This window comes from Achromobacter agilis (assembly GCF_900496965.1).
Classification (GTDB): Bacteria; Pseudomonadota; Gammaproteobacteria; order Burkholderiales; family Burkholderiaceae_B; genus Achromobacter; species Achromobacter agilis.
Window position 1 is genome coordinate 272,740 of record NZ_UFQB01000003.1, and the last position, 13,356, is coordinate 286,095.

Here is a 13,356-nt window from a genome sequence, read left to right on the forward strand (position 1 = left end):
GGCGCAGTCCGTCTCCTCGGGTGTCAGACACCTGTCCTATAGCCGAGTCCTGTCTTATAGCGACCATCGACCCAGCGACCGCCTCACACCCGCCCCGAGCGCGGCATCGCCCTCACTGCCCCAGTAGCAGTGTCCCCGCCAGCAATCCCCCCAGTTCCTCGCATTTCTCCAGGTCCGCCTGAGCCACCGTCTTGGGCGCCAGGATCTGCTGCGCCGTCTGCGCGCCCATATTGACGATGAGGGCAGGGGCCACGGCCTTGAGCCGCCATCCGGTGCAGATGCGTTCCGTCTGCCGGGCGGCGCCCGAGCCGTCGCTGCCCGCGCTGATCGCGCAGGCATAGGGCAGCCCCTGTATCCGGTCCAGCACCGCGTAGTAGTTGCGGTCGAAGCATTCCTTCATCTCGCCGCTCAGCCCCGCCAGGTTCTCGGGGGGCGCAGAACAGATAGCCATGGCTGGCGAGCAGGTCTTCGGCCTGCACGTCCGAGGCGCGCCGCAGCTCGACGCGCAGCTCGCTCTCTTGTTCGAGCTGGGCGGCGGCGGACTGCGCGCCACGGGCTGCGGCCTCGGCCATCTGGCGCGCGGCGCCGGTGCGGGAATGCCAGACGATCAGCAGCTGTTTCATGCGTAGCGTTCCAAGGGGTCCTGCCGGTAGTAGGCCTTCAGCAGTTCATACCATTGCGGCAGCGCCTGCTGCATGGGGTAGGGATCCACGAAGAAGTGTTCCGAGCTGACCGCGAAGAACTCGGCTTCGTCGGTGGCGGCGTACGGGTCCATCGGCAACTGGCCGTACCAGGTGTCCGCTTCTTCGCTTTCGGGATCGACGTCGGGCGGGATGGCGGCCTCCACCGCGTCGAGGGCGGCGATGAAGCGGTTCAGGCTGTCGTCCAGGACGCGGCGCCAGGCGCCGGGCTTCAGGCTGGGATGCGCCGCCAGCGACGGCATCCCGTCCGCGAAACCCGAGCGCAGGTCCAGCTTGTGGGCGAATTCGTGGATGACGACGTTGAAGCCGCCTTCGGAGAGCTGCGCGTCCTCCCAGGACAGAACCAGCGGCCCGCCTTCCCAGGCCTCGCCGGCGGCATCTTCGATGTACTCGTGCACCACGCCGTCTTCGTCCTGGCGCGACCGGGGAATGCGGAAACTGGCCGGGTACACGATGATTTCGTCCCAGCCTTCGTACAGTTCGGGGGCGAGGTTCAGGATGGGCAGGCTGGCCTGGGCCGCAATGGACAAGCGCATGAAGTCCGACACTTCCAGCCCCTGCGCGCCGTTGATGTTCTTGCTGGCCAGCAGCCAGGCCGAACGCGCCAGCAACTGGGCGGATTCATCGGCGTTCAATACCGCCAGGAACGGGTGGGTGTCCAGCACCTGCCGCCACAGTTCAGGCGAGATGCGGGACTGCATTTCGGCCACTGCGGACGGGCGGGCGCCGCGGCCCTTCAGCCAGCGCAACATAAGCTCGGGTTCCTTCCATATGCCGCGGGCAGCGGCGCCTTTTGGTGTCTACAGGCCCTAGTGTAGAGTGTCGGAATATCAACCTACTTCGCTCACGTCCGTCATGTCCGCCCCGCCTGTTCTCGACGCGCCTTCGCCTTTCGACGCCGCCTGGCGCCAGGAGGTAGGGGTTGGCCTGGATGCCGACGGCCGGGCGTTGATCGATCAGGCCGTCGCCTGGGCCGAACCCCGTTTCGACGGGCAGCACGCGCTCACGGGCGAGTCCCTGGTCGGGCACGGCGCTGGCGTGGTCCGGATCCTGGCGGCCCTGCATACCGATGCCGCGACGCGGGCGGCGGCCTTGCTGGCCGCCTTGCCGACCGATCTGATGGCGCCCGCGCCGTCCTTGCGCAATGACCCGGTCGCGGCCGCCTTCGGCGCCGAGGTCGCGCGGCTGGTGCAAGGCACGCACGCTTTGCTGCGGCTGGGCGTGGTGGCCCGGCAGGCCAGCGACGCCGAGGCCGAAACCGGCTCGCAGAAAGAGATGCAGCGCAAAATGCTGCTGGCCATGGCGGCCGACCTGCGCATTGTGCTGATGCGGCTGGCGTCCCGGCTGCGCAGCCTGCGCTGGCACGCGGAAAGCAAGGCGCCGTGCTCCATCGCCTTCGCCCGGGAAACCCTGGACCTGTACGCGCCCCTGGCCAACCGGCTGGGGATCTGGCAGATCAAATGGGAAATGGAAGATCTGGCGTTCCGCTTCCTGGAGCCCGAAAAGTACAAGCAGATCGCTCGTCTGCTCGAGGAAAAGCGGGTGGAACGCGAGGCCTTCATCGCCGGCGCCATCGAGCGCCTGCAGGCGGCGCTGGCCAGGAGCGGGGTCGAGGCCGAGGTCAGCGGCCGGCCCAAGCACATCTACAGCATCTGGAACAAGATGCGCGTGAAGGGCCTGGACTTTGCCCAGATGTACGACCTGCGCGCCCTGCGGGTCATTGTGGACGACGTGCGCGCCTGTTATACGGCGCTGGGCATGGTGCACGAGATGTGGACGCCGATCTCCGAGGAGTTCGACGACTATATCTCCCGGCCCAAGCCCAACGGCTACCGCTCCCTGCACACGGTCGTGACCGACGATGACGGCCGTCCCTTCGAAGTGCAGATCCGCACCCGCGAGATGCACCAGTTCGCCGAGTACGGCATGGCCGCGCACTGGCGCTACAAGGAAGCGGGAGCCAAGGGCGGCCAGGTGGCGGCCTCCAGCGAATACGACCGCCAGCTGGCCTGGATGCGCCAGCTGCTGGCCTGGAACACCGATGTCGAAGGCGGCGAACCCGCCAAGCCGGCTTCCGGCAAGCCCGCCGCGGGCAAGGGCCGCAATGCCGCGGCCGCGCCTGCCCACACCGACGAACGCATCTACGTGCTGACGCCGCAGGCGCGCGTGATCGAGCTGCCCGCCGGCGCCACGCCGGTTGACTTTGCCTATCACCTGCATACCGACCTGGGCCACCGCTGCCGCGGCGCCCGCGTCGACGGGCAGATGGTGCCGCTGCAGACAAGGCTGGCCACGGGCCAGACGGTAGAGATCATCTCCGCCAAGTCCGGCGGCCCGTCGCGCGACTGGCTCAATCCCCAGCTGGGCTTCCTGGCCAGCCCCCGGGCCCGCGCCAAGGTGCGCATGTGGTTCAACGCGATCGAGCTGCAGCAGCGCATCACCCAGGGCCAGGCGCTGGTGGAAAAGGAGTTGCAGCGCCTGGGCAAGACCGCGGTCAATCTCGAACAGCTGGCGCAGAACCTGGGTTTCGCGCGGGCGGACGACCTGTACGTGGCGGCGGCCAAGGAAGAGTTCAGCCTGCGGCAGATCGACGCGCTGTTCCAGCAGCCGGCGCCCGCGGCCGAGCCGCAGCCGGCCGCGCTGCGCAACGCCAGCGCGGGCAGCGCCGAAAAGAGCGGCAAGAGCGGTGTGCTGGTGGTGGGCGTGGGCTCGCTCCTGACCCAGCTGGCTCGCTGCTGCCGCCCGGCGCCGCCGGACGCGATCGCGGGCTTCGTCACACGGGGGCGCGGCGTGTCCATCCACCGCAGCGACTGCCATAGCTATCTGGCCCTGGCCGCGCGCGAGCCCGAACGCGTGATCGAAGTGGCGTGGGGCGAGACGGCCGACACCTTCTATCCGGTGGACATCAGCGTGCGCGCGCACGACCGCTCCGGCCTGTTGCGGGACCTGTCCGAAGTCTTCGCCCGGCTGCGCCTGAATGTGGTGGGCGTGAACACACAGAGCAAGCAGTCGCTTGCCCATATGGTGTTCACGGTGGAGGTGCGGGGAGGGGAGTCCCTGGCGCGCGCGCTGGACGCGCTGGCCGAAGTGCCGGGCGTGTCGTCGGCGGCGCGCCGCTGACCCCTACGGCGCGCGCGGCGCCGAGGGGCGGTGCCGGACTCAGTCGTCCAGCGTCTCGTGCGCGCGGTCGCGCATGTAGAACGAGGCGACCAGGCCCAGGGCCACGCCGAACATGACGTAGTAGGCGGGCGCCATCGGCGAGCCGGTCGTCTTGATCAGCCAGGTGACGATGAACTGGGCGAAGCCGCCGAAGACCATGACGGCCACGTTATAGGCCAGGGACAGGCCCACCGAGCGCACGCGCGCGGGGAACAGCTCCGCCATCACGGTGCTGAACACGCCGAAGAAGGCCGAAACGAACAGGCAGACGACGATCTGCACGGTCAGGAGGCGCGCGATCGACGGCGCGTCCGACAGCCAGTAATACAGCGGATACAGCACGAGTAGGTAGCCGATCAGCGAGCCGATCACGATCGGCCGGCGGCCGACGCGGTCCGACCAGGCGCCCATGAAAGGCGTCAGCAGCACCATCAGGGCCGCGCCCGCCATCTGTACCAGGAAGGTCTGGTTCAGCGGCAGCTTGAGGATCTGCGTGGAGTACGTCACCAGGTACGTGAAGGTGATGTAGATGGAGACGGTCGCGGTTACGACGAGGCCCACGCCGATCAGCGTTTCGCGTGTGTGCGTCTTCAGCATCTGTCCCAGGCTCAGGCGCTGCACCTCGCCGCGCGCGGCCGCCTGGCGCTCTTCTGCCTTGATCTGCTTGAAGGCGTCGGTTTCGTCGATGTTGCGGCGGATGTAGATCGCGATCGGCACGATGACCAGGCCGAAGGCGAAGGGCAGGCGCCACGCCCAGTCGGCGATCTGCTGCGGGGTGAAGAATTCGGTGATGAGCGTGCCGCAGGCGGCGCCGATCAGCAGGGCCAGCATCTGCCCGGCCATTTGCCACGAACCGTAGAACCCGCGCTTGCCGTTGGGCGCCATTTCGATCAGCAGCGCCGTGGAGGTGCCGAATTCGCCGCCAGCCGAGAAACCCTGCAGCAGACGCGCGATTAGGATGAAGATCGGGGCCAGGATGCCGGCGGCGTGATAGGTGGGAGCGACGGTGATCAGCGCGATGGATACGGCCATCAGCGACGTGACCATCACCATGGCGGCCTTGCGGCCCTTTTTGTCGCCGTACAGGCCCAGGATGATGCCGCCCACCGGGCGCATGAAGAAGCCGACGCCGAAGATCGCCGTGGTCATCAGGATGGCGTTCAGCTCGCTGCCGGGCACGCTGGGATCGGTGGGGAAGAACAGCTTCGAGATGATCGGCGTCATGAACGCGAACACCAGGAAGTCATACCATTCGAGGGCGTTGCCGATTACTGCCGCCACGATGTTGCGTGTGGGAACTGCCTTGTGCTGCACGGTTTCTCCTTGGGGTGTTTGTTCGATGCGGCCGACATTCTAGGCGCTTCGCCGGACCCGGCGCCTGTCCGGTCGTCCGAGACGCGGGCGCCGCCTGGCTTTACACTTCTCTTTTTCCCCACGAGAGTAGTGACATGAACGCGCGCACCTGGCTGGAAACGCTGGTCGGTTTCGATACCACCAGCCGCAATTCCAATCTTGCCCTGATCGAAACCGTCCGCGATTGGCTCAAGGGCCAGGGCGTCGACGCATGGCTGGCGCACAATCCGGAGCGCACCAAGGCCAATCTGTTCGCGACCCTGCCGGCGCAGGACGGCGGCCTCCAGGGTGGAATCGTCCTGTCCGGCCATACCGACGTGGTGCCGGTGGACGGCCAGGACTGGAGCACGGATCCGTTCAAGCTCGTCGAAAAGGACGGCCTGCTCTACGGCCGCGGCAGCTGCGACATGAAAGGCTTCATCGCCGGTTCGCTCGCGATGGTGCCGGAATTCCTGGCTATGCCCCGCAAGAAGCCCATCCACCTGGCGTTCTCGTACGACGAGGAAGTGGGTTGCGCCGGGGCTCCCTACATGCTGGCCGACCTGCACGAGCGGGGCATCCGGCCCGAAGGCTGCGTGGTGGGCGAGCCCACGGGCATGCAGGTCGTGGTGGCGCACAAGGGCATCAACCTGTTCCGCTGCAAGGTGCATGGCAAGGCGGCGCATTCGTCCCTGACCCCGCGCGGCTGCAACGCCATCGAATACGCCGCCCGCCTGATCTGCCGCATCCGCGATCTGGCCGACAGCTTCAAGGCCAACGGCCCCTACGACCAGTTCTACGACGTGCCGTTCTCCACGATGACCACCAACCAGATCCAGGGCGGCATCGCGGTCAATACCATTCCGGAATCCTGCGAATTCAGCTACGAATTCCGCAACCTGCCCGGTATGCAGCCCGACGCGATCCAGGCCGAAGTCGAGAAATACGTTCGTGAAGAGCTCCTGCCGCGCATGAAGGCCGAGTTCGACGGCGCCAGCATCGAGATCGAAACGGGCGCGGCGGCGCCGGCGCTGGAAGCCTCCGAGGAGGCCGCGATCACCCAGCTGGTGCGCGCGCTGACCGAAGACCGTGCGACCCGCAAGGTTGCGTACGGCACCGAAGCCGGCCTGTTCCAGGGAATTGGCATCCCTACGGTCGTCTGCGGCCCCGGTTCGATCGAACAGGCCCACAAGCCGGACGAATACGTCGCACTGGACCAACTGGCCTCGTGCGAGACCTTCCTGCGCCGCCTCGGGCAGTCGCTCTGACGCCGCTTCAGCCGTTTCCGGGCCGGGTACGCGCCCGCGCCCGTACCCGGCCGTGGCCGGCGTCAGGTAAAATGCCGGGTTGCAAACCGGATTTGCGGACGGCAGAGGCCTGCCGCGATGCCGGGGGAGATGCTTGGTGAAACCTTACGACTTTCCGGATGCCAAGGGCCATTTCGGCCCTTATGGTGGCGTTTTCGTGGCGGAAACGCTGATGCACGCGCTCGACGAGCTGCGCGCGGCTTACGACCGATATCGTGTCGACCCCGCTTTCCTGGAAGAGTTCAACTACGAACTCAAGCATTTCGTGGGCCGGCCCAGCCCGGTCTACCATGCCCGCCGCTGGTCTGAACAGCTGGGCGGCGCCCAGATCTGGTTCAAGCGCGAAGACCTGAACCACACCGGCGCCCACAAGGTGAACAACTGCATCGGCCAGGCATTGCTGGCCAAGCGCATGGGCAAGCCGCGCGTCATCGCCGAGACCGGCGCCGGCCAGCACGGCGTGGCCACCGCCACCGTGGCGGCCCGCTACGGCATGGAATGCGTGGTCTACATGGGCAGCGAAGACGTCCGCCGCCAGGCGTCGAACGTCTATCGCATGAAGCTGCTGGGCGCCACGGTCGTTCCGGTCACCTCTGGCTCGTGCACCCTGAAGGACGCGCTGAATGAAGCCATGCGCGACTGGGTCACCAATATCGAGAACACGTTCTACATCATCGGCACGGTGGCGGGCCCCGACCCTTACCCCCGCATGGTGCGCGATTTCCAGACCGTGATCGGCAACGAATGCCTGACGCAGATGCCCGAAGCCGCCGGCCGCCAGCCCGACTACGTCGTGGCGGCGGTGGGTGGCGGCTCCAATGCCATGGGCATCTTCCATCCCTATATTCCGTACGAAAACGTGCGCCTGATCGGCGTCGAGGCGGCGGGCGAGGGCATGGATACCGGCCGCCACGCCGCGTCCCTGGCCGCGGGCCAGGTGGGTGTGCTGCACGGCAACCGCACCTACGTCATGCAGGACGCCGACGGCCAGGTCATCGAAACGCATTCCGTGTCGGCCGGCCTGGACTATCCCGGCGTCGGTCCCGAACACGCCTGGCTGAAGGATTCCGGCCGCGCCGAATACGTCGGCATTACCGACGAAGAAGCCCTGAAGGCCTTCCACGACTGCTGCCGCATCGAAGGCATCATGCCGGCGCTGGAATCGTCGCACGCCATCGCCCAGGCCGTGAAAATGGCGCCTGCGCTGCCGCGCGACGCCATCGTCCTGGTCAATTTGTCGGGCCGTGGCGACAAAGATATGCATACCGTCGCCGAAAAGGCCGGTATCGAGCTTTAAGGGCCCCGACCATGGCAACTCGCACCGACCGCATCGCCGCCGCTTTCGCGCGCACCGCCGAATCCGGCCGCGCCGCGGCGCTGATCCCCTACATTGCCGCGGGCGATCCCTCGCCCGCGACCACCGTTCCCCTGATGCATGCGCTGGTCGAGGCCGGCGCCGACGTCATCGAACTGGGCGTGCCGTTCTCCGATCCCATGGCCGACGGCCCAGTCATCCAGCGGGCCGCCGAGCGCGCCATCGCGCAGGGGGTGGGCCTGGCCCGGGTGCTGGACATGGTGGCCGAGTTCCGCCAGCGCGACACCGTCACGCCGGTGGTCCTGATGGGCTACGCCAACCCGATCGAACGCATGGGCCAGGACCGGTTCGCGCGCGACGCCGAGCAGGCGGGCGTGGACGGCGTGCTGGTGGTGGACTATCCGCCCGAGGAAGTCGTCGAATTCGCCGCCACGCTGGGCGAGCATGGCATTGCCCCCATTTTCCTGCTGGCGCCCACCTCTACGGAAGACCGCATCAAGGCGGTCGCCGAGGTGGCCCGCGGCTACGTGTACTACGTGTCGCTCAAGGGCGTGACGGGCTCGGGCTCGCTGAATACTGACGACGTGGCCGAGCGCGTGGCCGTGATCCGCCGCCATGTGCGCGACATTCCGGTCGGCGTGGGGTTCGGCATCCGTGACGCCGAGAGCGCCCAGCGCGTGGCGCGCGCGGCCGATGCGGTCGTCATTGGCAGCAAACTGATTGAAACCATGGAGCAGGCGGTGACGGACGTCCCAGCTGCCCAGAAAACCGATGCCGCAGTCGCCGCCGCCAGCGGCTGGCTGCGCACCATCCGGCAGGCGCTGGATCTAGTGAAACGAGAAAACGCGTCGGCCTGAATGGCGGGCGCGACCTCATACGGGATGAAAAAACAATGAGCTGGATCGAAAAACTCCTGCCTCCTCGCATCAATAAAACCAGCGACAGCGGCGCCCGCCGCGTTCCTGAAGGCCTATGGGTGAAATGCCCGTCGTGCGAGTCGGTGCTGTACAGCGAAGACCTGGCCGCCAACCTGCATGTCTGCCCCAAGTGCGACCATCACATGCGTATCGGCGCCCGCGCCCGCATCGATTCGCTGCTCGACATGGAAGGCCGCGTCGAAATCGGCCAAACCACGCGTTCGGTCGATACGCTGAAGTTCAAGGACACGCGCAAGTACCCTGAGCGCCTCCAGGAAGCGGTCAAGCAAACGGGTGAGTCCGACGCCCTGGTGGTCATGAGCGGCTCGATCCGCGGCGTGCCGGCGACGCTGGCCTGCTTCGAATTCGAATTCATGGGCGGCTCCATGGGCTCGGTGGTCGGCGAACGCTTCGCGCGCGGCGCCCAGGCAGCCCTGGACAACAAGACGCCCTTCATCTGTGTGGCCGCCTCGGGCGGCGCGCGCATGCAGGAAAGCCTGCTGTCGCTGATGCAGATGGCCAAGACGAACGCCATGCTGACCCGCCTGTCGGCGGCCGGCCTGCCGTTCATCAGCGTGCTGACCGATCCCACCATGGGCGGCGTGTCGGCCAGCTTCGCCTTCATGGGCGACGTGGTCATCGCCGAACCGAAGGCGCTGATCGGCTTTGCCGGCCCGCGTGTGATCGAACAGACCGTGCGTGAAAAGCTGCCGGAAGGCTTCCAGCGCGCCGAGTTCCTGCTGCAGAAGGGAGCCATCGACATGGTCGTGGACCGCCGCCAGCTGCGCGAGGAGATCGCCCGCCTGCTGGCCTTGCTGACCAACCAGCCGGCGGACGTGGTCACGGCCTGACGAATTCCTTCCGATTCCCGGACCAACCGCCACTAGGCGGCGGGGGCTGGCAGTAGCAAAATGCCGTCGGCGGGCCGAGCCCTCCGGCGGCATTTTCGTGGGGCGAGCGTAGTACCCCCGGCATGCCTGGCGGGTTTGTGGCGGCTGTTTTACGGAACAGTGTTTTCCATCGGCGATGTTGCCTGCGTGCGACACAAATCAAGTCGTTTGACCCGTATTTTGCTATGTTGCGATCTAGAGTTGAAATCACGGAGTAATTCCAATGCAGTCGATCAAGAAAAAAATGCTTACAGGCCTTGTCGGGCTGGCTCTGGCGGCAACCACGACCTTAGCAAGCGCCCAATCGGCCACCGGCACCCAGGGTGGCGTGAGCATGCATTACGGCATTGGAGACCACTATCAGCGCCTGACGCTGAACTACGAAACGCCTTCCGTGTGGACGTACCAATTCGGCGGTAATTGGGGCCGCCTGGACCTGACGCCCGAATTCGGCGCCTCGTACTGGTGGGCAGACGGTTCGCGCTCCCCGGGCCATGTCTGGCAGTTCAGCGCCATCCCGATGTTCCGCTGGTGGACCGGCGAACGCTTCTACATCGAAGCGGGCATTGGCGCCACGCTCTTCTCTAGCACGCGCTTCGCCGACGAAAACATCAGTACAGCTTTCCAGTTCGGCGACCACGTCGGCCTGGGCTTCTTGTTGACGCCGAACAATCGTATTGGGGTGCGCTATTCGCACTTCTCGAACGCCAGCATCAAGCGCCCGAATCCTGGCCTGGACGTGGTGCAGCTTACGTACACCTACCAGTTCTGATTCCGCTGCCTGCCCGGCGCAGGGAACGCTCGCTTTCGAGGGTTCGCGCAGCAGGAAGTCTTGCAAATCCACCCGCGCGGGTGGATTTTTTTTGCGCCGCGGAATCCGCGGATCCGGCTGCCTCGCATCTGCGTTCAATACTCAAAAAATATTATGGTCTGACGGTGCGTTCACATACTTGTTGCTGTGGAGTGCGATGGCCAGAATGCCCTGGCAAGACACAAAACACACAATGAGCCGCCACGGGGCTCCGAGACTTCCAGCGCGCAGGGTCGCGCAGAAGGGCCCGAATGGCGGCAAATGGAGACCGTCAAATGAGTTACCCCTGTATGCCCGCGCGTCCGACGACGCGCATGGCTCGAGCGATCGGCCTGGCCTTCGCGCTTTCCTGCGCTTCGTCCGCCGTGATGGCGGACGCATTCCCGAACAAGCCCCTGCGGATGGTCGTGGGCTTCGCACCCGGCGGCGGCGCGGACATCGTGGCTCGCCTGGTCGGCGCCAAGATGGCGGAAAACCTGGGGCAGCAGGTGGTGGTGGAGAACCGGGCGGGCGCCACGGGTACGATAGCGGCCGACAACGTCGCGCGCTCGCCCGCCGACGGCTATTCGCTCTTCCTGGGATCGCAATCCACCATGGTGGTGGCTCCTTCCTTGTTTCCCTCGCTGCCATTCAAGCCCGAAAAGGACTTTTCCCCGGTGTCGCAGGTGGTGACCATGCCCTTGATCCTGGTGGTCAATCCCGCCTTGGTCGACGCGAAAAACGTGCAGGAACTCACCGAGCACATCCGCAAGGCAGGCGACGGCGCGGTGAGCTATGCCTCGTCTGGCCAAGGGGGGCCGCAGCATATCGCCGGAGAGCTCTATGCGCACATGGTGGGCACCAAAGTGACGCACGTGCCCTATAAAGGCGAATCGGCGGCGATCGCCGATGTGCTGGGCGGACACGTGCCGTATATGTTCGCGAATCTCCCCGTGGCGCTGCCCTACATCAACTCAGGCAAGGTCCGGCCGCTTGCCATTACCAGCCTGAAGCGGGATCCCAAGGCGCCGGAGATTCCGACGCTGGCGGAATCCGGGTTCAAGGATTTCGAGGTGTCGACCTGGTACGGCGTTTTTGCGCCGGCCAATACGCCCAAGCCCGTGGTGGACAAACTTTCCGGATCCATCCGCGCCGCCCTGGAACAGAGCGACATGCAGGCCAAGCTCAGCGAACAGGGCTTTACGGTGGTGGGCAGCGACGCCGACGCCTTCACGCGCTTCGTTGGGTCCGAACTGCCCCGCTGGTCCGTGGTGATCCGCGACATCGGCATCAAACCCGAGTAATCGGGGCTGCTTGTACGGAGCGGCCGCTGTCGGGCGCTCCATTATCAATCCGAGACGACGATATGATCGATTTGAACGAAAAACGCGCCACGGGGCCCGTCATACGGCTGCATTCCGCCGACAACATCGTGGTGGCGCGGGTGCCCATCGGCATCGGGACGGCGGTGACTTCCGAGGGGATCGTCAGCCGCAGCCAAGTGCCGGCCGGGCACAAAATCGCGGCGCGGGACCTGCGCGCCGGCGAACCCATCCTGAAATACAACGTCTGTATCGGCTTCGCCGCGGTGGACATCCAGGCGGGCACGTATGTGCATTCGCACAATATGGAGTTCCAGGAGTTCGACCGGGACTACGCGCATGCGCGGAAATACGTGCCCACCGAGGTCCTGCCCGAGTCCGAACAGGCGCGTTTCCAAGGCATCGTGCGCGCCAACGGGCAGGTGGGCACGCGCAATTACATCGGCATCATGGCAACGGTCAATTGCTCGGCGACGGTGGTGCACCGCATTGCCGCCGCCTTTACGCCCGAACTGATGGCCGCCTATCCTAATGTGGACGGTGTGGTGGCGCTCAGCCATGGCATGGGTTGCGGCATGGAAATGTCCGGCGAGCCGATGGATCTGCTGCGCCGTACGATGGGAGGGTACGCCTGCCACGCGAACTTCGCGGGTGTGCTGATCGTTGGGCTGGGCTGCGAGCGCAACCAGTTGGACGCCTTGCTCAAGGACCAGGGCCTCGAAGCGGGCGCGCGCCTGAAAACCTTCATCATGCAGGAGACCGGCGGCACGCGCAAAACCATCGAGGCGGGCGTCGCTGCGGTCCAGGCCATGCTTCCCCAGGCAAACGAGGTATCGCGGGTGCCGGTGCCGGCGCGCCACCTGAAGGTCGGCCTGCAGTGCGGCGGGTCTGATGGGTTCTCGTCGATTACCGCCAACCCGGCACTCGGCGCCGCCATGGACATCCTGGTACGCCACGGCGGCACCGCCATCCTGTCCGAAACGCCGGAGATCTACGGGGTAGAGCACACGCTGACGTCGCGGGCGCGCAATCGCGAAGTCGGCGAGAAGCTGGTGCAGCGCATCCGCTGGTGGAAAGAGGATTATTCGCCGGGACGCGATGTGCAGATCAATGGCAAGGTCAGCCCGGGCAATCAGATGGGCGGGTTGGCGAACATCTTCGAGAAATCGCTGGGATCCTCGATGAAGGGCGGCACGACCGGGTTGATGGAGGTGTACCGCTACGCGGAGCCGGTGCGGCAGCCGGGCATGGTGTTCATGGATACGCCCGGATTCGATCCCGTGTCCGCGACCGGGCAGATCGCGGGCGGCGCCAACATGATCTGCTTTACGACGGGGCGCGGTTCCATGTTCGGCGCCAAGCCCGTGCCTTCGATCAAGCTGGCCACTAATACACCGATGTACGAACGGCTGACGGAAGACATGGACGTCAATTGCGGAGACATCCTGGACGGCACCGCTACGCTGCCGGAAGTGGCCCAGCGCATTTTCGAGGAGATCCTGCTCGTGGCTTCAGGCACGCGCAGCAAGAGCGAACTGCTGGGGCTGGGCGATCACGAATTCGTCCCCTGGAACATCGGCGTCGTGAGCTGATCCGGCGGCCGTCATCCGCGGCCCCGCCAGG

At 65.9% G+C, this 13,356-nt stretch carries 10 protein-coding genes and 1 pseudogene; 8 read left to right on the forward strand and 3 right to left on the reverse strand.

All coding sequences use genetic code 11. From position 1 onward, the window contains the following. Window positions 1-112 precede the first annotated feature (112 nt). A pseudogene (locus tag AGI3411_RS05330) lies at window positions 113-623 on the reverse strand (flavodoxin family protein). Continuing rightward, the gene (locus tag AGI3411_RS05335) at window positions 620-1,453 is read right to left on the reverse strand and encodes a M90 family metallopeptidase (RefSeq protein WP_129526356.1); all 834 of its coding nucleotides are present in this window, start codon (window positions 1,451-1,453) and stop codon (window positions 620-622) included. The pseudogene AGI3411_RS05330 and the gene AGI3411_RS05335 overlap by 4 nt, the downstream one beginning before the upstream one ends. Before the next feature lie 103 nt (window positions 1,454-1,556). Here AGI3411_RS05335 and AGI3411_RS05340 point away from each other — a divergent pair, with 103 nt between their 5' ends. Then, window positions 1,557-3,821 (forward strand): RelA/SpoT family protein, encoded by a 2,265-nt coding sequence (locus tag AGI3411_RS05340; RefSeq protein ID WP_129526357.1) that lies wholly within the window; start codon window positions 1,557-1,559, stop codon window positions 3,819-3,821. Window positions 3,822-3,860: 39 nt separating this feature from the next. On the opposite strand, the gene AGI3411_RS05345 is transcribed toward AGI3411_RS05340, so the two are convergent. Beyond that, window positions 3,861-5,174 (reverse strand): MFS transporter, encoded by a 1,314-nt coding sequence (locus AGI3411_RS05345; RefSeq protein WP_129526358.1) that lies wholly within the window; start codon window positions 5,172-5,174, stop codon window positions 3,861-3,863. Window positions 5,175-5,308: 134 nt separating this feature from the next. Here AGI3411_RS05345 and argE point away from each other — a divergent pair, with 134 nt between their 5' ends. The 7 genes from argE (at window position 5,309) to AGI3411_RS05380 (ending at window position 13,325) form a co-directional block, all read left to right on the forward strand. After that, on the forward strand, window positions 5,309-6,460 hold the full coding sequence (gene argE / locus AGI3411_RS05350) for an acetylornithine deacetylase (RefSeq protein WP_129526359.1): 1,152 nt from the start codon (window positions 5,309-5,311) through the stop codon (window positions 6,458-6,460). Between the two features lie 136 nt (window positions 6,461-6,596). Next, window positions 6,597-7,796: a tryptophan synthase subunit beta gene (gene trpB / locus AGI3411_RS05355; protein ID WP_129526360.1), complete on the forward strand. Its 1,200-nt coding sequence runs from the start codon at window positions 6,597-6,599 to the stop codon at window positions 7,794-7,796. Window positions 7,797-7,807: 11 nt separating this feature from the next. Next, the gene (trpA, locus tag AGI3411_RS05360; protein WP_129526361.1) at window positions 7,808-8,671 is read left to right on the forward strand and encodes a tryptophan synthase subunit alpha; all 864 of its coding nucleotides are present in this window, start codon (window positions 7,808-7,810) and stop codon (window positions 8,669-8,671) included. Window positions 8,672-8,706: 35 nt separating this feature from the next. Further along, window positions 8,707-9,582 carry an acetyl-CoA carboxylase, carboxyltransferase subunit beta gene (gene accD / locus AGI3411_RS05365; protein WP_129526362.1) on the forward strand — a complete coding sequence of 292 codons (876 nt, stop codon included), beginning with the start codon at window positions 8,707-8,709 and terminating at the stop codon, window positions 9,580-9,582. Window positions 9,583-9,844: 262 nt separating this feature from the next. After that, window positions 9,845-10,393: an acyloxyacyl hydrolase gene (locus tag AGI3411_RS05370; protein WP_129526363.1), complete on the forward strand. Its 549-nt coding sequence runs from the start codon at window positions 9,845-9,847 to the stop codon at window positions 10,391-10,393. 314 nt (window positions 10,394-10,707) lie between these two features. After that, window positions 10,708-11,715, forward strand: coding sequence for a Bug family tripartite tricarboxylate transporter substrate binding protein (locus AGI3411_RS05375; protein ID WP_129526364.1), 1,008 nt, complete (start codon window positions 10,708-10,710; stop codon window positions 11,713-11,715). 62 nt (window positions 11,716-11,777) lie between these two features. Continuing rightward, on the forward strand, window positions 11,778-13,325 hold the full coding sequence (locus AGI3411_RS05380) for a UxaA family hydrolase (protein WP_129526365.1): 1,548 nt from the start codon (window positions 11,778-11,780) through the stop codon (window positions 13,323-13,325). Window positions 13,326-13,356: the final 31 nt, after the last annotated feature.